The following is a 20057-nucleotide window of genomic DNA, read 5'->3' as shown; positions in this document are numbered from 1 at the left end:
CCTGCATTATCGGGCAACACCCCCACCTCAAAATTTAGCTGTCGGCAAAAAAGTTAGGTGGGGGATAAAAAACTACCACGGATTAAAGTTTCCCTTTAGTAGATATATTAGCGAAACACTTTAAAGCGCTCTTCATTTGCCAAAAATTCTTTTTCACTTGGCACTGCTTCGATACTTCCGAATGGCATTTGTGCAGTTAATTTCCAATTATCAGGAATTCCCCATTCGTCTTTCACATTTTGATCGATAAGTGGATTGTAGTGTTGAAGGGAAGCACCTAGTCTTTCTTGTGCTAGTGCCATCCATACAGAGTGCTGCGCAATTCCGGTTGCTTGTTCAGACCAGATAGGGAACTGTTCTGCGTATAGAGAGAATTGATTTTGATACTGTTGGATGACGTCTTGGTCTTCAAAAAATAAAATGGAAGCGAAGCCTGCACGGAAAGATTCTATTTTTTCTTCTGTTCGGGCAAAGTTTTCTGCTGGAACAATTGAGCGTAACTGTTCTTCGACTAGGTCCCATAATTTATCATGATGTTCGTTAAATAAAATCACTGCTCGTGAAGTTTGTGAGTTAAAAGCAGTTGGACTATGCTTTATTGCCTCCATAATAATGTCTTGAAGTATCTCTTCTGTCTGTTCTACATTTTTTCCTAGGGCGTAAATTGAACGCCTCTTTTCCATCAATTCAATATATTTGTTCTTCATATTTGTAAACTCCTTTTTTAATAATTTTTCACCACAGTATCCTACCTAAGTTCCTTTCCTTTTTAATACGTTCATTGTAAAATTTGAAATATAATAGTTCAATACTATTTTTTCTATACAAACAATAGGTTTTGGCTATAGAAAAGGAGAGATTGATATGGAGATTAGACAATTAAATTATTTCCTTATGCTGTGTAAGGAGTTACATTTTTCTGAAGCTGCTTTTAAATTGGGGATTTCTCAACCGACGTTAAGTCAGCAGATACGTGTTCTAGAGGGGGAAATAGGGGCACCATTATTCGATCGAATTGGCAAAAAAACAGTGAAAACGGAAGCTGGTGAGTTACTTGAGCACTATGCTCTAAAAGTTCATCAGGATTTAGAAAATGCCAAGAAAGCTATCTCTGATTTGATAGATTTAAACAAGGGACATTTGCGCATCGCAATACTGCCTTCGGATCTTGATTATCGCTTAACCGAGATTTTAATTGATTTTCGAAAGGAATTCCCCAACACGAAAGTGCAAGTATTTCCGACAATAGAAAGTTTAACAAAAGTGCTAGGTAATGAAGTTGATATTGGCATTGGTTTAAAGGTAGAAGCAAATTCTCATTTAGAGCGTATTCCATTCTATACGGAGAGGTACAGTCTATTTGTGAATGAAAATCATGACTTATCTCAGAGGAAGAGCGTCAAACCAGAAGAGTTGGTAGATATACCACTTGTTATGTATCCTCAAGGGAAATGTGGTCGTGACCTAATCGATAAATGGTGCGATAGACAAGGAATAACGATTAATAGTGTTATGGAAACTGGCTCGGCTACATCATTATTTCAACTCGTTCAAAAAGACATTGGTGCTACTATTCAACCTAGCCAACTTATCGAAAACTTCCAATCGCTAGGTATTCGATCAATACCCATTGAAAATGCACCAACGAGGGAACTTGATATCTTCTATCGTAACGACAAATATTTGAGTAAAGCAGCTGAAGGTTTCATGAAAAGAGTTATAGAACGATTTTAGAAGTAGAGCCCTGATTTACTTCTACAATCATTTAAACGATTCATCGACATGTTAAAATGGATGCGCACACCTTTCAAAATTCAAGAGCAAATGAATGCTTTAATAAGTTGGAACGGTAGGAAAGCACAAGCATTACACCCAATCGTTCGTGGTGCGTTGTTACATGCAATTTTTATTGGAATTCACCCATTCATTGATGGAAATGGTCGTACATCGAGATTGTTATTAAATTTAGAGTTAATGAAATTTGGCTATCCACATTATTTTTCGAATAGAAAATCGATTGGTGTATTACGATGCATTAGACAAAGCACATACGACAGATGATTATGGGGACTTTGTAGAGCTTGTTGCGAAAGAAGTTGAGGCTTCGTTAGATTTATTTATGAGTGCCGTGTGAAAATGCACTTATCCATGTTATGTAGAACCATATCATAAGTAAGTCAGGTTTTATCGTATGATTTTTATCAGTAGTTAGACATATTCAGATAAAATGAATATGTCTTTTTTTTAATCTCGTAACGCTTTAACAGTTTGCTAGTTGTTTGGGTAAAAGGGGGAGATACATGGACTTTGAGGAAATCCATCAGGCATATTTCCGTCACTAGTGTCAGATGAAAATATTGCAGAACGGTTTCTATAATATCGTCTTTGAAAGATAGCCATTATATATTATTGTCTACTTGAAAAATAACCTTCGTAAATTCCTTAAAATCATTAATATGCTTCTCTAAAATTGCTTCTAAAATAGCGAGCTCCAGTGCCTGATAATCATGTACAGCAATGTTACGAAAACCGACCATATTCATCATGGTTTTTGCTAAAGGAGCATCAATCAAGCCAGCTTCCTGCAATAGTTTAAACCCTTCACGACTAGCTTTTGGCACGCCAAGTTTACGTTCGCTGACAATATGCATTGCTAAATCAATGCTCGCCTCGCAAGCTCGTTGAATATTTAAAATGATGCTATCCTGCTTCGTGAAATCCTTTAAATTGTATGGATTACCCTCATATACCTCATGGATACGCTTCACACAACGTTCAATCGTTGTCGTTTTATTTAAAATGACATCATTCATCGCCAAATACACTTCCTCTTTCTTTTATTGCATTTATAATTGGAGCACGTTGCTCATTCAAGGTAGCATACATACTATATGCGCGCATTTTTTGACGCGTAAATTCGTTTTCATTTTTTATATAAAATGGCACACCTTCAGAAAAAATTTGCACTGTGAAAACGGTATCAATTTGTTTAATATCGACAAGGTCTACTTCGCGGCCAGAGAGTATTGCTAAGTCTCCAGCAAGCGTAAAACGTTCATAGGATGATAGCTGCTGCTCACTAAAATAAGCAAGGTCAATATCGCTATCTTGACGAGCAGTTCCTTTGGCAAAAGAGCCAAATAAAATAATGAAAGCAGGATTCAATTGTTCATTAATTGTTTGTATTAACTGCTGTTCAACTTCTCGATTTAACATGCTATCACCGTCCTTTATTTTATTATAAAGGTTAGACGAAAAAACCGCACTTAAATCCATTACGGTGAACCTTACCATAAACAAGACGATAACAAACCTTTTTGTAGGACTGCATAAAAACAAAAAAGAACCTAATCTGGTTCTTTTTTTGCTTATTAGGCTGGTTAAGTTAGTCTAATATTGTGATCTTTAATTGTTTTACGCCAAAATTAATTGCATCTTGTTGAGAAGGGAAAAAGACATCGATTCGATTTCCTTTAATGGCACCGCCAGTATCCCCTGCGATTGCTTCACCATAGCCTTCCACATAAACTTTACTACCCAGTGGAATTACAGTTGGGTCAACTGAGATGACCTTCGCATTTGGGTTTGTTTTAAGATTAATTCCAGTAGCAGTAACACCGGAACATCCCTCACATGAAGCCGTATAGGCTGAAGCTTCCACTATAAGTTCCTTTGAAGCTGTATTATTTGTTGATGGAGCAGTTGCTTCAGGTGCATTCTCCTTTGAAGCTGTATTATTTGTTGATGGAGCAGTTGCTTCAGGTGCATTCTCCTTTGAAGTAGTATTACTTGTTGATGGAGCAGTTGCTTCAGATGCATTCTCCTTTGAAGCTGTATTATTTGTTGATGGAGCAGTTGCTTCAGGTGCATTCTCCTTTGAAGTAGTATTACTTGTTGATGGAGCAGTTGCTTCAGATGCATTCTCCTTTGAAGCTGTATTATTTGTTGATGGAGCAGTTGCTTCAGGTGCACTATCCTTTAAAGCTGTTTTACTTGTTGATGAAACAGTTTCTTCAGGAATACTCTCTATTGCAGTTGTATTATTTGTTACTGAAGTTGTAGTTTCTTTTGCTGCATGAGCTTCAGGCTTTATTGGTGTGTCAGTTCCAACCGTACTCGTTTTCGTACCATCAATGATTGATAAATTTAAACCTGGATGAATGAGGTCCGTATGTAATTGGTTCCATTCTTTAATTTGCGAAACAGTGACTTGATGATTTAGGGCTATGTCCCATAGAGTATCACCTTGCTTAACGGTATATTGTTGTGCAATGCTAAGGACATCGCCAGGATGAATAAGGTTAGTAGTTATATGATTCAACGTTTTGATATTTTCCACAGATGTATTATGTGTATGGGATAAATCCCAAAGGGTATCTCCTTTTTGTACGGTAATCGTTGCAGCTTGAACATTAGCACCTAAAGTTGCCGAAAGCATTGCAACTGGTACAATTGAAATTATTTTTTTTAGCATTCATTAATCCTCCATGAGTGTTCTTAGTTGTTAATGTAAAATATCGTAACATAGATTTTTCTGAGAAAAAGAACAAGGAGGTGTTAATTTTATTTCGTCTATGGCATTTATATTGCAATAATATTGCTAACATTAAATGATACTATTTCCGTGATGAAGATACCTGATTTGTTAAGGGCTAAATGTGATAATTTTTAAACATAAAATAAATTTGATAAATGAGGGATAATTATGTCAGTTGTGAACCTGTTAGCTTCTCAACTAAGTCGAAACGATGAAGAGCCAAATATTGAGCTGGCACATAAATTAGTTAATGAAGAAAATTATACGGGCATAGAAGAAATAATTGAAAATCTAACTTGCAAAGATAAAAAGATTCAATACGATTGTATTAAAGTAGCGTACGAAATTGGGCAAGTTAAACCAGAACTCATAAGTAAGTATGTCCTGACTTTTATAGGGTTGCTAAAAAGCCCTAATAATCGTTTGGTTTGGGGCGGAATGATGGCATTAGCAACGATTGCCGAGGGAGCATCAGAAACCATTATGGCTCATCTTAATATATTAAAAAGTGCTATGAAAATTGGTTCAGTTATTACAATTGATAAAGGTGTCCTAACTCTTGCGAAGCTAGCAGCTGTCAGTAAGGAAAACAATGATGTGATTTTTCCAATATTACTCCATCACCTTGAGAAGTGCAGACCAAAGGAAATTCCTCAGCACTCGGAAAGTACGCTATTAGCCGTAACAGATAAAAATAAAGAGCAATTATTGAACGTGTTACGAAAAAGAGAAAAATACCTAACAGCACCACAATTAAAAAGAGTCAAAAAGGTTTATAAAACATTAGAAGCTTAATAAAAGTAAATTTCAAGATAATAGTAAAAATTCCCCTATGTGCCGTGCCATTCAAGTAAATTTTAGCATCATCGATGTTATTAGGAATTATTGAATAAATGTTCATAAAATAAAAACCACGCTTGGCCACGTGATGGAGAACCGTATCATAAGCAAATAAGGGTTTTATTACAAGGGGAAAAAATCGACAAAAGTAAACTCTAAATTTAAAATATGATTAAATCTAATCTATATAAAGAATAATTTAAGAGGTTGGTTACATTGATGAATAAAGGAAAAAAATCAAATTATTTGGCGAAAATTTCTTTAGGAGTTATGGGTGCAGGTTTTCTTATAACGATTCCTTTTCAAGAAACTTTTGTGGGGCGATTATTACAAGGTGGATTTGAGGCAGGACTTGTTGGTGGACTGGCAGATTGGTTTGCTGTTACAGCTCTTTTTCGTCATCCATTGGGTATCCCAATTCCACATACTGCATTGCTTCCAAAAAACCGAGATAGAATGATTACAGCTCTTATATCCATGCTTGAAAAAGATTGGCTGACTAAAGAAAGTATTAAAGAGAAAATCGAACAAATTAGTTTTGCAGATAAACTCATACAAATTGCTGAGAAAGAATTGTCTTCAGTAACTTTGAAAAGAAGAATCAGTCCCATTCTTAATGAGATAATCAGCTTTGTAAATTTAGAAAAACTAGCGCCGTTTATTGAAATGGAGTTAAAGGAATATCTTCATACTTTAAAAGTAGAAAAATTTCTTCAATCTATAATTAACCAAGCACTAAACAAAAAATTAGATGAAAAAGCTTTGGACTATATCTTGATTGAATTGGAAAAGTGGATGGCAAAAGAAGAGATAAAGCGAAACATAGGAATAATGGCCAAACAATTACTTGATAATACAGAGGCAGATGGCTTTTTAAAGGTGGCAATTAGTTCTTTTCGCAATTTAATAAATGAAGAAAAGCTGGGGAATATGCTTCAACCATTTATGCTTAAAAAAATTATTCTTTTACAAAAAGATGATAACCCATATAGGCATTTGATCCTTTCTCGTATTCGTGAAGAGTTAGAAGGCATGCAAGATAAGGAAGAATTAATGGTTGAGATAAACAATTGGAAGAATACACTAGTAAATAATTGGAGTCCGGTAGATCAAATTACTGAGATTTTAAAACAACTTCAGAAAAAATTGATACTTCTAGCCGAAGATGAAGAATTTATTGATAGGTATGTGATTTCATTTATTCAAAACTTTATAAATAGCATACTAGAAACGCCTAAAAAAATGGAAAGTATCGAAAATTGGATTCAAAAGCAAATTTTATACTACATTGATAAGAACCATTCAAAAATAGGAGTACTTGTTAAAGAAAATTTGGAAAAATTGGATAACGAAACGCTTATCAATATGATGGAAAATAACATTGGTAAGGATCTACAATGGATACGAGTGAATGGAGCTATATGTGGGTTTGCCATAGGAATTATCTTAACGATTTTGAAAACTATTGTATAGGATAAATTAGTAAGGGCCTTATTTAAATGCAAATCCATGAACCGTATCAATAATAAGTGCGGTTAACGAAAAGAACCACCTAAAACGGTGAAATTACACGTTTAAGGTGGTTTATTTTATATACCAAAATGAATCACATATTTATTTTATCGAGTACGGTTTTTTTAGGTTCCGTTTTCGAGATAGAACGCTTCGGTCATTTTTATGCTGAGTGCTTTTGTTTTTGGTCTAAAAGATGACTAAAAAAAGTTAGCAGACTGGCACAGACTGCAACTATCCCGCCGACCCATGTTACATTCAGTAAATTCCCTTGATGATATACAATACCACCTAATGCAGAACCAAATGCGATGCCTACGTTACTTGCTACTGGCATAAGTGAAGCAGCGAGTCCTTTAGCATTTGGTTGATAAATTTCGGCCAAATCTATTAAATAAAGCTGAGTAGATGTTGTTAAGAGAATGGCCATTAACGACATTAATGCAATATTTGCCAATCCCAAAATAAAATGATTTGTAGTCCAAAATAAACTTGTCAGTACTATTGCTTGCACAAGAAAAACAAATCGAAGGCGACCGATTGCATTGTGACTGGCAATTTTACTGGCGAGGATGTTACTGAAAATCGAAATAAATCCGTAGCCAAATAAGATGAAACTAATAGAATTATTTGGCGCACCCATTCCCTTCAAAATAGGAACAAGGTACGTAAAGACCGCATAGGTTGCGCCAAATCCAAGAGCAGGGATGAAGAAAGCCATCAAAATTCGTGGCTGGATTATTAAAGAAATCTGATCCCGTATCGAACTACGCACTTGGCTGAGTTTAGTAGGTAAGACAAAAAAGGATGCCAAAAATGCCACCCCACCTAAGATAGTGGTTAACATGAAAGTGGCATTCCAGCCATACCATTCGGCGATGACAACACCAATTGGCACCCCAACGACATTTGCAAGTGTGAAACCACCGAAAACAAATGATATAGCAAGTCCACGTTTGTTAATTGGCATGGTTTCACTTGCAACAATCATAGCTAGAGAGATTAATACTCCTGTTACAATCGCTGTCATAATCCGCAGTACAAGGAGCATGATGTAGCTTGTTGAAATGATGCACAAAGCATTCAGGGCGATGAAAGATCCTATCAAAAACAACATCCATTTACGTTTTGGAAAATGACTTGTTGCGGACATTACTAGTGGTGTGGCGATGGCAAATGTAATTGCAAATGCAGAAACGAGTGTGCCTGCTTTTGCATTCGTCATATGAAGGCTTGAAGAAATATCAGTTAAGATTCCGACAATAACAAATTCACTTGTCCCTAAAACAAAAGTTAATAAAGTAAGTGTTAAGATGAGTAACCAATGTTGCTTGGATAATTTTGTGTGGTGCATAAATACCTCTTTCTTGGATGAGTGTAACTGTGTCACATAGTAGAAACACAACCTAAACATCATATCATAAAATATTTTTGTGAGAAAAACTCCCTCATAATCAAATAGAAGTTAACTAAATGAAATCCATTTTTTCCTAAAGAAGGAATTTTACGATATCTCTCGAACTTTTTAATGAAGAGATCTAGTTCAACAAGCTTGCGCATTTATTTTAAAAAGTTATCTATTCGATAGGTATTGAAAATATGGGGAAAAGGAAGGTTCATGATGATTCAATTCAAAAAAAATAATATTATAGTTTTTCAAAGTGCACTATATATGACGACCACGGCAATCATTCAAACAAATGAAGCAATAATAATGACAGATCCTAATTGGTTACCTGCAGAAATTGAAGAAATTAAAGGTTACATAAACAACATTAAAGGTGATAAGCAACTATATATTATTTATACACATAGCGATTTTGATCATATTATTGGGTCAGGAGCATTTCCAGAGGCTAAGGTAATTGCATCTAAACAATTTGATGAAAATCCAAACAAAGAAAAATGTATTCAAAAAATTAAACAATTTGATCAAGGATATTATTTACATAGAGGCTATTCACCAGTATATCCAACGGTAGATATTGTTGTTTCAGAGGATGGGCATACAGTAGAATTAGATTCGATAACTATGACATTTTATCAAGCACCGGGTCATACGAATGATGGATTATTTACAGTGATCGAGCCTTATGGTTTATTTCTTTCTGGAGATTACTTGTCAGATGTTGAGTTTCCGTTCATCTTTAGCAGTTATCAAGACTATGTAAATACGATCAATAAAGCTGAAAATATTATGCTTAAGCATCAAATAACGACTCACATACCAGGACACGGTTCAACAACACAGAATCAACAGGAAATTCAAAGAAGGATAAATTGTTCAAAGTATTACTTAACACAGCTTCCTCATGATAATGGAGAGTTAGAACAAGCTTTAAGTAGGGAATATCCATTTTTTGAGGGCATGAAAAGCATTCATACTGACAATAAAGAGATAGCCAAATAAGAAGCATCAAAAGAAATTCTGTAGTCGAAAAGTTTTTGAGGGGTATTACAAGTAAAAGCAAACAACAAGGAGAACCGCTATATCCAGTCTCCTTGTTTGTTGCAACTTATAGTAAGATTTATTCCGTTAATTCGTTGGCACTATACGCTGCTAGTAATTCACGGACTTCTTCGGTTGATTTTGCGTTTTTTAAGTGAACTCTTAATTGACTAGCCCCTTTGAAGCCGCGCACATATATTTTAAAGAAACGCTGCAATGCTTTAAATGAACGCACTTCAAATTCCTTGGAATAGTGATCATGGAGGTTGAGGTGCAAGTATAGTAAGTTAAGGTATTCTTTGGCGCTATGCTCTCTCGGTTCCTTTTCAAAGGCAAACGGGTTTGTAAACACACCTCGCCCAATCATTATACCGTCGATACCATATTGCTCCGCAAGCTTTAAACCTGTTAGACGATCAGGAATATCTCCGTTGATCGTCAGTAATGTTTCTGGTGCAATTTCATCGCGTAGTTTTTTAATGTCTGCGATTAATTCCCAATGCGCGGCAACCTTGCTCATTTCGTCTCGTGTACGAAGATGAATAGATAGGTTGGCGATATTCTGTTTAAAAATATGAGTGAGCCACTCACGCCACTCCGCTACATCTGTAAAGCCAAGTCTTGTTTTTACACTAACAGGTAAACCACCTGCTTTAGCTGCTTGGATAATTTCTGAAGCTAATTCAGGACGGAGAATTAAGCCGGCTCCTTTACCTCTTTCTGCCACATTGTCGACTGGGCAACCCATATTAATATCGATTCCTTTAAAGCCCATTTCTTTCATACCAATACTCATTTGACGGAAATGTTCAGGAGTGTCTCCCCAAATATGTGCAACGATCGGCTGCTCATCTTCAGTGAAAGCTAAGCGGTTACGTACACTATCCAAGCCATCAGTATGACAATAGCTTGCCGTATTAGTGAATTCCGTAAAAAATACATCGGGTCTGCCTGCCTCACTAATGACATGGCGGAATACAACATCCGTCACATCCTCCATGGGTGCTAAAATGAAAAATGGCCGCGGTAAATCAAGCCAGAAATTATTTTGATTCATTGATGAATACCCTCTTTCCAAAATGCTATCTTGCAAAAAGATATCATATTACTTTCCTTCTACATAGTTAATTGGCTTAACTTGACTAACGAAATATCATAAGAAACGTATCATATAGTAAAATTAAGCTTAATTTTTAAGCTTAATTGAAAATAGGGCTGGGAAGGGGACTGCCAGTGGTATTTATTAAATTAAATTGTCCGAATTGTAATGGGAAAATTGAACGTAAAGAAGGACAATCATTCAAATGTCCTTTTTGTGAAACAGAAATAATGTTGAAAGAGAATAAGGTCTATTATGTTGACCAAACGATTAATAATTATTATGGAACAACTTCTCCTAATCCAGCTACACGCTCAAAAGCAAATGTTAAGGCGCTACTGATTGTCCCATTTATAATCATCTGTGTCTGCCTTGGATATTTTCTTTTGAGTAGCAATCTAATAGAACACAGCAACCAGGAAGAAATATCTGTTCGAACAATGCCTGAAAGCGAAGTCCTTTTGTTCTTTTTAAAAGATATTTTTGATAAAGGTGAAGTGATGCCGACTAAAGAAGAAATCGCAAGTGTTCGGTATTTGGCAGCCTACTATTCTGAAGAGCAGTGGCATTTTGATTACAGTTTGGACGATCCATTTACAAATAAGCAAGCTAAAATTTCTACTTATATCATTATGGATAAGTTATTAAATACACAAAAAATCCAACAAAAAGACTTTGAAGCTTTTACTGGACTGACTGTATTGAAGCTAATGAATGACTATGAAATTTCCCAAAGTGAGAATGTAAGCTTCCGACATCTGAAAGGCTTAAAAAGCTATACAGGTGGCTTTAATGAACCGTTTAGTGAAATTGCCAAATATTTTAGCGATAAAACTAAAGTTGTAGAGCTCTCTACCCAAATTAGAAGTAATAATGAACTTGCATCATTATTAGAGTTTCCCAATCTTCAATCTCTTGAAATTTCCTATGTGACGGAAACAGTTACAGATTTTCATCTGCTGAATCAGCTGCCATTAAAATCATTGTCTTTAAGTACTATCAACGATGTGAAATGGTTGTCTTCATTAACGGGTTTAGAATCATTAGCATTAGATTATAGTGAAGCAACAGATTTTAGTGCGTTCTATTCACTTAGTCAATTACAAGAATTGAAGCTTTCATCGGTAAGAAATTTAAAAACACTTGATTTTATTCAAAACATGCCTAGCCTTCAAATTCTTGACCTTGAAAATATGGATATTACGAATTTAGAACGGCTTAGAAATAAGTCATCTTTGACAAAGCTTCGTTTATCTTCTCTATATAAATTAGAATCAATTGATAGTGTAAACAGCTTAAGCTCACTTACTGAGTTGTCAATAACTGATTATAATGTCGGTGAATCATCGATAGTAGCACCTAATCTAATAAAAGCGGAGTTAACAGGTTTTTTCATACCAAAGTTAGAGGCACCCGCTTTAAAATCTTTGACTGTGTATTTAAGCACGTCGGAGTCGTATTTAAATGGAGAAGATTTACTGAAATTCCCACAGCTAGAACAACTTACAGCAATGGAATATGGAGATTTTACAGGTATTCGATCTTTAAATAATCTGCCTAGTTTGCAAACAATAAATTTAAATGAAACAGCATTTTATGACGAAACAAATGAATTATTTAATTTGCTGCATGTTAGAACGTTAAATTGCAATGAATGTAGGCTTCAAATAAATAGTCAACAACCATTTGCGAACGACGGGCTGGTAAATTTAACGTTGAATGATGTATCCTTTCGAATAGATAATGGTGACTGGGTGCATGAAGTTGATAAGATCATGCCTTACTTTGCTGGTTTTTCAGCCTTGCGTTCATTCACTATGCAAGACAGTTCACTCCAATCGTTAAGTTTCTTGGGAAATTGGCAACAAATAGAGGTGCTTCATTTGGAAAACAACGCTATTTCAAATGTAGAGCCTTTAGTGAGTCTCCCCAATTTGAAAAAGCTATATATTTTAGGAAATCAGGTGCACAATAAGTCGGTTCTAGACAAGGGAATTATGATTTATTGAGGAATTGTCTTTGGTACAACTTGTAAGCTGATGAATATATAAGAGGCAAGAGAATCTACCTCTTGCTTTCTTAGTAGTGTTATAGTTGTTAGAGGAGGGTTGAATGATGAAAAAGGCAGAAATGATGGATCAGCATTTAGATTCTTATGCAAAAAAAATTAGTAGTTCTGAAATTTGTTATGTTGTTGATTTAATTTTTAAGGTGAATTTAGATGAAACGCCTACTTTATCTAAAGAGATGGAAGGAACGTTACCATTCACAGGAAGAGAGGCAATAGATTTTCAACTACAACAATACGGTAATAGAGAAATAACAGGTGCAGACATTCGCAAATTAATAAATGATATTTTTGGTGTAAATTTAGAGGCGATATCCTCATTAGAGGGATCGAGAATTTCTTTATATTCAAAAGATCAGTGGATTGTGCAACATGAAAAAGATTTATTTGTAGTCTATACAGGGGCAAGAGATGTTGATGTGAAGGTCTTTCCTACAAATTATTTCATGGAACAAACCGGATTAGTCGGATTGCCAACTGACTTACAACACGCACTAACGAATATAGGATATTACTACAATGAGAAGATGGATAGCTACTATTTCTCAAACCCCTCAGGTGAAGCTGTTCCAGATGCTTTCAAAGGACAAACAATAGGAGCTATACTTGGGGTCATTCGACATTCTTTCTCAAAGTTGTAAACAAACAGGTTGGTATGTAAGCTTTTAGTTAGAATTGTATTATACATAGACAGTTTCATAGTGAAATCAAAAAAGTCATATAGAGGGTGTAGCATCCCCCATCTATATGACTTTTCATTTTTAGTTATGAGAACTTCAAAAGTTCTTACTTTCCAAAAGAAGACAAAAATTTAACTCGATCTCCCATCGGAGGTGTATTATGATCTGTTAAAACTACTTCTAAAACTGCTGGTCCATTTAAATTCATTAAGTTATTAATCATATCCTGGTTAATATCTTGTAGTTCTGTTACTTGGAAACTCGGTATACCCATCGCTGAAGCCAAAGCACTAATGTTAATTGGATGTTGCTCAAAAGATGGGTGAGTTCGTTGAAACTGTAACGCATGCCCATGGTACACCATTCCTAAACGAGCATTATTCATAACAATAAATAATATAGGTAGATTATATTCTTTTGCTGTTAAGATTTCCATTCCATGCATGAAAAAGCAACCATCACCTGTGATGCATACAACAGGGCGTTCAGGTTCAGCTAACTTTGAACCTATGGCAGACCCAATTCCACTTCCCATTGCGCCAAAATGGACATTAATAGTAAAGGAATCAAAGTCTAACACCTTCATATGATGAATGACATAAGACATAAATTCACCAATATCAATTGTATACCTAGTGGAGGAAGGTAAATATTTTTGAATAGTTAATAGAACGTTTTTAGTGTTATACGCCTCTGTGTCTTCAAGAATCTCTTTATTTTCTTTAACCTCAATCGAAGTCTTATTTCTTGTTAGACCTTTAGCTCTTAATTCTTCAATAAGCAATAATAAACTTAAATTGATATCACCTAGCACAGGTATATCAATCTCATATTTTCGATTGAACACAGATTGATCAAAATCCATCTGTATAGAAAAACGATTTTTTGTAAGATTTAAGTTGTAGTTATTTGTTGCTGTTTCCCCTAAACTTGAACCCACGATTAATAATACTTGTCCATCACCTTCAGCAATCAATTCTGATGCTGCCCCGTGGCCAGCAAAACCGAAAATGCCAACTAGGAGAGGATGATTCTCTGGAATGTACCCTTTGGCTTGCGGTGTTGTGATAATTGGCCAATTTAGAAGTTCTGCTAATTCTAGTAATTGTTCAACAGAATTTCTTACTCCTTGTCCTACCAAAATATAACCACTTTTTCTTTGTAATAGTTCTTCAGCTACATTTTTAATGGTATCTAATTCAGGAACGATTGCCTCTCTTTTTGGTAGAACTGGTATTTTTACGTTTTGAACTGTTTCGTGTTGAACATCTATTGGTATAGCAATATGTACCGGACCAGGCACTCCAGATATAGCGATTTCGCAGGCTTTCACTACTTCTTTTAGTAAATCCTTGGATTCTTTAACCGTTACGCTATACTTGGTAACTGGTTGGAAAATCGGTTCAGCATCCAACTCTTGAGAGGCATTTAAACCGATTGTGTTAACAGGAACAGCACCGGTTAAAAATAAAACCGGTAAATGCTCCCGCATGGCATTTGCTGCACCTGTTACTAGGTTTGTTCCTCCAGGTCCACTACAACCTATACATACACTCAGTTGGTCAGTGTATTTTGCAAAAGCCGCAGCCATGTAGGATGCTGCGCCTTCATGTTTTGTGACAATTGGTGTTAATTCACTCATATCATTGAGTTCATCGAAAAATGCATTGACCGAACCTGCTGGAATACCAAAAATATATTGCACACCGCTATTTTTTAAATACTCTAAGACTGTACGAGCAGCTTTCATAATAAATCTCCTTTGCTTATAAAATTAAAACCTAATAGAAATATTTTTTCATAATTTCTCCAGCTTTCATAGGCTTATTGAAAAAATATCCTTGCATTAAATGACAATTTTGTGCCAATAAATAGTCGGCTTGTTCTTTTGTTTCGACACCTTCTGCAATAACTTCAAGTTTTAAATTTTGAGCAAGCGTAATAATCGTATTTGTAATAGCTGCTGCATCATCCGTTAACATTTCTTGTACAAAGGACTTATCAATTTTTAATGTGGAAATCGGTAAATTTTTCAAATAACCTAAAGATGAATATCCGGTACCAAAATCATCAATGGCCAAATTTACACCAAGCCCTTTCAATTGTGTCATCGTTTTTAATGTTACCTCAGTATTTTTAACAATTAGATTTTCTGTGAGCTCTAGTTGTAAATACTTAGGTGACAGATTTGTTTCATCGAGGACATTTTTTACTATAGAAAATAAATTATTTTGTTCAAACTGATGGACTGATAAATTCACAGACATACTAATTAAAGGATACCCCTGATTATGCCATTCTTTTAATTGTTTGCAGGCTTCTTTAAGAACCCACTCACCTATAGGGACAATTAAACCTGTTTCTTCAGCAATTGGAATAAACTTATCTGGTGTGATCATTCCATGTTCTCGATGATTCCACCTTAATAGAGCTTCAACACCCTTAATTCTGTTTGTTCTATAGTTTATTTGTGGCTGATAGAAGACAATAAGTTCTTCTCGCTCTAACGCCTTATATAAATCATTTTCAAGCTTGATACTTTCAAAAGTTCTTGTATCCATTCCTTCGCTAAAGAAATGATAGCTAGTACCAGGTGTTTCTTTCGATTTATACATTGCTGTGTCTGCATTTTTGATTAATGTCTCTGTAGTATCACCGTTTTCAGGAAACAGGCTGATACCAATACTTGTTTTAATATAAATTTCATTGTCTATTAAATTGAAAGGTCTAGAGAATGAAGCATTTATACAATTAATAACCTTCAAAATGTCATTTTCACATTTAATAGAAGGTAAATAGATTGTAAACTCATCCCCTCCTTGCCTTGATACAGTTGCATCTTCTGGAACGCAAGCACTTAAACGTTTGGCAACGCTTTGGAGCAATAAATCTCCATAGCTATGACCTAGCGAATCATTTACTAACTTGAAGCGATCTAAATCTAAATAGAGAACTGCTAATTTTTCATTATTCACTTTTGCAGACTTCAGTCCCTGCGTTAGTCTGTCTAGTAAAAGAATTCTATTAGGTAAATCCGTTAAACTATCAAAATAAGCATGGTATTTAATTTTTTCTTCTAGTTGCTTTCTTTGCGTTATATCTTTAAATGTGACAACTTCGCCTACTACCTCGTCACCTTCTTTTATGAAAGAGGTTACATATTCCACAGGAAAGTTGGAATTATCTTTTCTAAAAAATACGTTGTAGCTGTTGCAATTTGTATTTAAAAAGGTTGGAACTATATTTTTAACCTCTGTTTCACAACCACTCATAATAATATCGACTGATTTCCCGATCAGTTCCTTCTCTGTTTCATAACCCAACATGAGTGCACCTGCTGGATTGCAGAACGTAATGTTACGATCAAGATCTAATCCAAAGATACCTTCACCTGCTGAATTGAGAATTAACTCTTTTTCACGGCTAAGCTGCTGTAACTCTGCGACAACCCTTTCAAGCTCTTTATTCTTGATTATTACTTCTGAGGTTCTCTCCTCAATAATAATTTCTTGCTTTTCCATATATAGCAGGTTGGATAATGCCGATGCGGTAGTATCAACAATTGATTGGGCTAACTGTAATTGAGTTTCTGAATAGAAAAAAGGTTTATCTTCAAGATTAACAATAGATATTTGTCCTAAAATTTCACCCATTGAAATCAGAGGAAACATAACTAAACCGTTTATGCCGAAATTACGACAAACTTCATGATTTGGCCTTTCATCCTCAAATACATTTGGGATAAGAATAGCTTTTTTAGTTTCAAAAACCTCCTGCATTAAAGCATCATTGCTTTCATCAATTTTTAATTTATTATGAGTCTTTAGCCAGTTTTCTTCTGTCCAATCACTATCCTTACTCAACTTCGCCGGTTTAATTCTTTTTTCTGCTAACGGATCTAATAGGTGGACACCTATATTCTTATTGTCTAATACCTTTTCTAAGTAGAAAAAACATTTATCAAGGCTCTCTTGTAGGGAAGAGCACATTGATAAGTCGCGTGTAACATCAAGCAACAACTGCTTTTCGTTTAAAAGGTGTTCTTTATAAGCTAAATTGTTGGCGTTTTGAATAGCAACAGCAGCCATATTTACATATGCTTCAACTGTTTGAATTTCTTCTTCTGTTAAATTCATTGGAATGCCATAATCAAATAAAAAAACAAGGCCAAATAACTCCTGTTCAAAGGAAATAGGAAGTACTAATAAAGATTTAATATGAAATCCCTCAACAGCTCTAGGATCAGGTCGACTATCCTTTGAGGTATCAGGAATGTAGATTGTTTTCTTAGTTTCAATTACTTCTTTTGCCAGTAAATCTATTTCGGTGTCAATAATATGCATATTCAATGTCCAACCATTAATCACTTCTGGTTTTCCTACATAACCTCTGAATGTCCCATCTTTTTGCGGCAAATAAATGCCCACGGAATCACAGTTGACGATTTCTTCAGATATTGCTATTGTTACCTGCTCCAATACTTCACGTAAATCTAGCTTCATGTTTATCATTTTCGTAATATTGGCCAGTCGAGAATACCTTGTTTGTTCTATAGACATTTATATGAACCTCCAATTTTTATCATTGTCCTGTAGAAATTATTGTTAAATATTTGCTTTATTCGTATCGAATGTCTCATGATTTTATTTTACAGTAGTAATAAACAGGTAGGTAAAAAAATCTAGAAATTAGTTAAATATCCTTAATAGTATTTTATGTTTTTTCTATTAACTTTATTATGTAGGACTACAATCCTTCTTTAAGTGGTGTTCACTTAATCAATTTATCATTAAATAGTTTAGTAAGAGTCTGTGAATTGATGTGGGAAATAATTAGATTTTTGCTATTTTGTAGAAGTGAATTTTAATTCATCTTGGAGGATGTGGTGTATTTTGTGCTGTCAATGAAGGAACAACCTTTATGCATGAATCTGTTTCCGCCTTAAGAGACATTTTGCTTGGGACTATATTTTCTACCGATTTGGATACCTGAAATTATTAGACCATAAAAAAGTTGCCTTACCCTTTAATTTTGACCACTTAGACTTAATGAATTTCGGAATAATCAACTTCCGAATAAATTTAAAGTACGTGAAGCGAAAGGGTGGTCAAGATGAAAATAGTTATAAGAATTTTGGTTAGCGTAATTATTTTAGTTGGAACTGGATTTTGCGTACTGGTTATCATGAATAGACCGATATCCGAGGAGGTAGTTTCTGAAAAAATCGAAAAACACCTAATAGAAATAGTTGAAAAAAATGATGCATTGTCTAGCGCATTACTAACAATTTACTCTGATCAGACAGGTTACTTTGAACAATTTGCAGTCGGTACTAAAAATCAATCCTCTGATCAACCTGTTCAAATTGACAGTCCATATCATTCAGCTAGCATCGGTAAAACCATGTGTGCTACTGTCTTTGGAATGTTAGTCGACGAAGGGAAAATAAACTTTGATGATAAAATTAATTTGTGGCTAGATGAGGATCTCCTTAACGGTTTATTTGTGATGAATGGCAATGATTATAGTGATCAGGTAACCTTGCAGCAATTATTGAGTCATACGTCAGGAATAGGTGATTATTTTGAAGGTCCAGTAAATAGCGGAAAAACTATGATGGAGAGGGTTTCGTCCAATCCTGACCTCTTATTTACACCAGAAGAGTTGCTTGCGTTTACTAGAGAAAACCAGAATCCTGTAGGACGACCAGGGCAACAATTTTATTATTCAGATACGGGGTATGTTTTGCTTGGATTTATTTTGGAAGCTATCGAGGGAAAAACTTATTCCGATATTTTAGAAGAAAGAATATTTGAGCCGTTGGGCATGAACGATAGTTATTTAATGTTCTATAATGATGGTCCGTCTGACATTATTGGAATATATTTAAATGGCATGGACTATAGCAACAAAAAGGCATTATCGGTAGATTGGGCAGGCGGGGGTGTTGTTACGACTATGAATGATCTGTTAACGTTCATGAAGGCTTTAGGTAATGGGCACTTACTTTCTGATGAAGTTTATAGTCAGATGAAGGACTTCAATCATAGCTTTGAAAAAGGTATTTATTATGGCATGGGCATGATGTATTTTGACTTTAGCGAGTTGTCTTTTCTATTAAGGTTTAGTTCAATAACCGATATTTATGGTGGTGTTGGGGCTACAGGAACCTATATGTTATACGATGAAAAAAAGGACACTATTTTTATTGCTAATTTTGGAGCGTTAGAATATAGGGAAAAGGGTATAGAAGAATTAGTAAAAATTAGAATGATTTATGATAGGATGAAAGTTGAATAAATACGTCTTAAGTTGTCATTAGGAGACATATGGTGGTTCAATTATTGTGTTCACATAAAGTATATGAAAAACTGAAACAAGAATTATCAAAATATCATATTGAAGTTAAGCAAGACAGTGATTTGGTACTCGTTGAAAAAGGATATGATATACCGAATGAAAAGCTAAGCATTGTATTCGATGCTATTGATTACATGGATGTCATTAGGCTACTGGTCACTGGTATTCAAGAAGATAGGCGATTTATAGATACGCTTATAGGTTTAAGTAATAATAAGTTTACAGTTATTGAACGAAGGGATGTTGTATATGTTGAATCGGGTCCTAGTGGTATTAACGCATATACAACCTCTGATCAGTATAGTATCAAAGAAACCTTGCAATATTATGAGAACATATGGGGAGTAAAAGGATTTATACGAATCAACAAATCACAGCTTGTGAATCTGCTGCACGTAAAAGAAATTATCCCCTGGTTCAACTCCAGATTTGTACTTAGAATGAATAATAACATTGAACTGGAAGTGTCAAAAATGTACTCAAAAAAGCTTCGGAATACGCTAAAAATATAG

General features: G+C 34.9%; 17 protein-coding genes. 9 read left to right on the top strand and 8 right to left on the bottom strand.

Annotation, left to right across the window (positions count from 1 at the left end):
• Positions 1-107: 107 nt before the first annotated feature.
• Positions 108-707, bottom strand: a complete 600-nt coding sequence (locus tag GJU32_RS17120) for a nitroreductase family protein (protein ID WP_155593141.1) — start codon at positions 705-707, stop codon at positions 108-110.
• Positions 708-864: 157 nt separating this feature from the next.
• Between GJU32_RS17120 and GJU32_RS17115 the strand changes: the two genes are divergently transcribed.
• Both GJU32_RS17115 and GJU32_RS17110 read left to right on the top strand, forming a co-directional pair.
• Positions 865-1734, top strand: coding sequence for a LysR substrate-binding domain-containing protein (locus tag GJU32_RS17115; RefSeq protein WP_155593140.1), 870 nt, complete (start codon positions 865-867; stop codon positions 1732-1734).
• Positions 1735-1782: 48 nt separating this feature from the next.
• Positions 1783-2061, top strand: coding sequence for a Fic family protein (locus GJU32_RS17110; protein WP_230875079.1), 279 nt, complete (start codon positions 1783-1785; stop codon positions 2059-2061).
• Positions 2062-2399: 338 nt separating this feature from the next.
• Here GJU32_RS17110 and hepT read toward each other — a convergent pair whose 3' ends face one another.
• From hepT to GJU32_RS17095, 3 genes are all read right to left on the bottom strand, one after another.
• Positions 2400-2813, bottom strand: coding sequence for a type VII toxin-antitoxin system HepT family RNase toxin (gene hepT / locus GJU32_RS17105; protein ID WP_155593186.1), 414 nt, complete (start codon positions 2811-2813; stop codon positions 2400-2402).
• Positions 2806-3216, bottom strand: coding sequence for a type VII toxin-antitoxin system MntA family adenylyltransferase antitoxin (gene mntA, locus GJU32_RS17100; RefSeq protein WP_155593139.1), 411 nt, complete (start codon positions 3214-3216; stop codon positions 2806-2808). The genes hepT and mntA overlap by 8 nt, the downstream gene beginning before the upstream one ends.
• 169 nt (positions 3217-3385) lie before the next feature.
• On the bottom strand, positions 3386-4474 hold the full coding sequence (locus tag GJU32_RS17095) for a LysM peptidoglycan-binding and 3D domain-containing protein (protein WP_155593138.1): 1089 nt from the start codon (positions 4472-4474) through the stop codon (positions 3386-3388).
• 231 nt (positions 4475-4705) lie between these two features.
• On the opposite strand from GJU32_RS17095, the gene GJU32_RS17090 reads away from it, so the two are divergent.
• Both GJU32_RS17090 and GJU32_RS17085 read left to right on the top strand, forming a co-directional pair.
• Positions 4706-5332 (top strand): hypothetical protein, encoded by a 627-nt coding sequence (locus tag GJU32_RS17090; RefSeq protein WP_155593137.1) that lies wholly within the window; start codon positions 4706-4708, stop codon positions 5330-5332.
• Between the two features lie 264 nt (positions 5333-5596).
• Positions 5597-6850 (top strand): DUF445 domain-containing protein, encoded by a 1254-nt coding sequence (locus GJU32_RS17085; protein WP_155593136.1) that lies wholly within the window; start codon positions 5597-5599, stop codon positions 6848-6850.
• Between the two features lie 202 nt (positions 6851-7052).
• Here the strand turns inward: GJU32_RS17085 and GJU32_RS17080 are convergent, their stop codons facing one another.
• On the bottom strand, positions 7053-8243 hold the full coding sequence (locus tag GJU32_RS17080) for an MFS transporter (protein ID WP_155593135.1): 1191 nt from the start codon (positions 8241-8243) through the stop codon (positions 7053-7055).
• A gap of 267 nt (positions 8244-8510) precedes the next feature.
• Here GJU32_RS17080 and GJU32_RS17075 point away from each other — a divergent pair, with 267 nt between their 5' ends.
• Positions 8511-9299: an MBL fold metallo-hydrolase gene (locus GJU32_RS17075; protein ID WP_155593134.1), complete on the top strand. Its 789-nt coding sequence runs from the start codon at positions 8511-8513 to the stop codon at positions 9297-9299.
• 118 nt (positions 9300-9417) lie between these two features.
• Here GJU32_RS17075 and GJU32_RS17070 read toward each other — a convergent pair whose 3' ends face one another.
• On the bottom strand, positions 9418-10395 hold the full coding sequence (locus GJU32_RS17070) for a tRNA dihydrouridine synthase (RefSeq protein WP_155593133.1): 978 nt from the start codon (positions 10393-10395) through the stop codon (positions 9418-9420).
• 176 nt (positions 10396-10571) lie between these two features.
• On the opposite strand from GJU32_RS17070, the gene GJU32_RS17065 reads away from it, so the two are divergent.
• Together GJU32_RS17065 and GJU32_RS17060 are read left to right on the top strand one after the other, a co-directional pair.
• Complete coding sequence (locus tag GJU32_RS17065) at positions 10572-12446, top strand: leucine-rich repeat domain-containing protein (protein WP_155593132.1); 1875 nt, start codon at positions 10572-10574, stop codon at positions 12444-12446.
• Between the two features lie 106 nt (positions 12447-12552).
• Positions 12553-13146 (top strand): hypothetical protein, encoded by a 594-nt coding sequence (locus GJU32_RS17060; RefSeq protein ID WP_155593131.1) that lies wholly within the window; start codon positions 12553-12555, stop codon positions 13144-13146.
• A gap of 145 nt (positions 13147-13291) precedes the next feature.
• Here GJU32_RS17060 and GJU32_RS17055 read toward each other — a convergent pair whose 3' ends face one another.
• Together GJU32_RS17055 and GJU32_RS17050 are read right to left on the bottom strand one after the other, a co-directional pair.
• On the bottom strand, positions 13292-14935 hold the full coding sequence (locus GJU32_RS17055; protein WP_155593130.1) for a thiamine pyrophosphate-binding protein: 1644 nt from the start codon (positions 14933-14935) through the stop codon (positions 13292-13294).
• A 31-nt stretch (positions 14936-14966) separates the two neighbouring features.
• The gene (locus tag GJU32_RS17050) at positions 14967-17744 is read right to left on the bottom strand and encodes an EAL domain-containing protein (RefSeq protein ID WP_155593129.1); all 2778 of its coding nucleotides are present in this window, start codon (positions 17742-17744) and stop codon (positions 14967-14969) included.
• Positions 17745-18297: 553 nt separating this feature from the next.
• Here GJU32_RS17050 and GJU32_RS17045 point away from each other — a divergent pair.
• Positions 18298-19485, top strand: a complete 1188-nt coding sequence (locus GJU32_RS17045; protein WP_155593128.1) for a serine hydrolase domain-containing protein — start codon at positions 18298-18300, stop codon at positions 19483-19485.
• 29 nt (positions 19486-19514) lie between these two features.
• A complete protein-coding gene (locus tag GJU32_RS17040; RefSeq protein ID WP_230875078.1) occupies positions 19515-20057 on the top strand; it encodes a LytTR family DNA-binding domain-containing protein in 543 nt (180 codons plus the stop codon).

The sequence above is a fragment of the Lysinibacillus cavernae genome (genome assembly GCF_009724685.1).
Lineage (GTDB): Bacteria > Bacillota > Bacilli > Bacillales_A > Planococcaceae > Lysinibacillus > Lysinibacillus cavernae.
This window is presented reverse-complemented; position numbering and strand designations above follow the sequence as displayed.

What these genes read in the sequence shown, in the direction of transcription:
- GJU32_RS17120 (WP_155593141.1), bottom strand. Translation starts at nt 707, where the DNA reads ATGAAGAACAAATATATTGAATTGATGGAAAAGAGGCGTTCAATTTAC.
- GJU32_RS17115 (WP_155593140.1), top strand. Translation starts at nt 865, where the DNA reads ATGGAGATTAGACAATTAAATTATTTCCTTATGCTGTGTAAGGAGTTA.
- GJU32_RS17110 (WP_230875079.1), top strand. Translation starts at nt 1,783, where the DNA reads ATGTTAAAATGGATGCGCACACCTTTCAAAATTCAAGAGCAAATGAAT.
- hepT (WP_155593186.1), bottom strand. Translation starts at nt 2,813, where the DNA reads ATGAATGATGTCATTTTAAATAAAACGACAACGATTGAACGTTGTGTG.
- mntA (WP_155593139.1), bottom strand. Translation starts at nt 3,216, where the DNA reads ATGTTAAATCGAGAAGTTGAACAGCAGTTAATACAAACAATTAATGAA.
- GJU32_RS17095 (WP_155593138.1), bottom strand. Translation starts at nt 4,474, where the DNA reads ATGCTAAAAAAAATAATTTCAATTGTACCAGTTGCAATGCTTTCGGCA.
- GJU32_RS17090 (WP_155593137.1), top strand. Translation starts at nt 4,706, where the DNA reads ATGTCAGTTGTGAACCTGTTAGCTTCTCAACTAAGTCGAAACGATGAA.
- GJU32_RS17085 (WP_155593136.1), top strand. Translation starts at nt 5,597, where the DNA reads ATGAATAAAGGAAAAAAATCAAATTATTTGGCGAAAATTTCTTTAGGA.
- GJU32_RS17080 (WP_155593135.1), bottom strand. Translation starts at nt 8,243, where the DNA reads ATGCACCACACAAAATTATCCAAGCAACATTGGTTACTCATCTTAACA.
- GJU32_RS17075 (WP_155593134.1), top strand. Translation starts at nt 8,511, where the DNA reads ATGATTCAATTCAAAAAAAATAATATTATAGTTTTTCAAAGTGCACTA.
- GJU32_RS17070 (WP_155593133.1), bottom strand. Translation starts at nt 10,395, where the DNA reads ATGAATCAAAATAATTTCTGGCTTGATTTACCGCGGCCATTTTTCATT.
- GJU32_RS17060 (WP_155593131.1), top strand. Translation starts at nt 12,553, where the DNA reads ATGAAAAAGGCAGAAATGATGGATCAGCATTTAGATTCTTATGCAAAA.
- GJU32_RS17055 (WP_155593130.1), bottom strand. Translation starts at nt 14,935, where the DNA reads ATGAAAGCTGCTCGTACAGTCTTAGAGTATTTAAAAAATAGCGGTGTG.
- GJU32_RS17050 (WP_155593129.1), bottom strand. Translation starts at nt 17,744, where the DNA reads ATGTCTATAGAACAAACAAGGTATTCTCGACTGGCCAATATTACGAAA.
- GJU32_RS17045 (WP_155593128.1), top strand. Translation starts at nt 18,298, where the DNA reads ATGAAAATAGTTATAAGAATTTTGGTTAGCGTAATTATTTTAGTTGGA.
- GJU32_RS17040 (WP_230875078.1), top strand. Translation starts at nt 19,515, where the DNA reads ATGGTGGTTCAATTATTGTGTTCACATAAAGTATATGAAAAACTGAAA.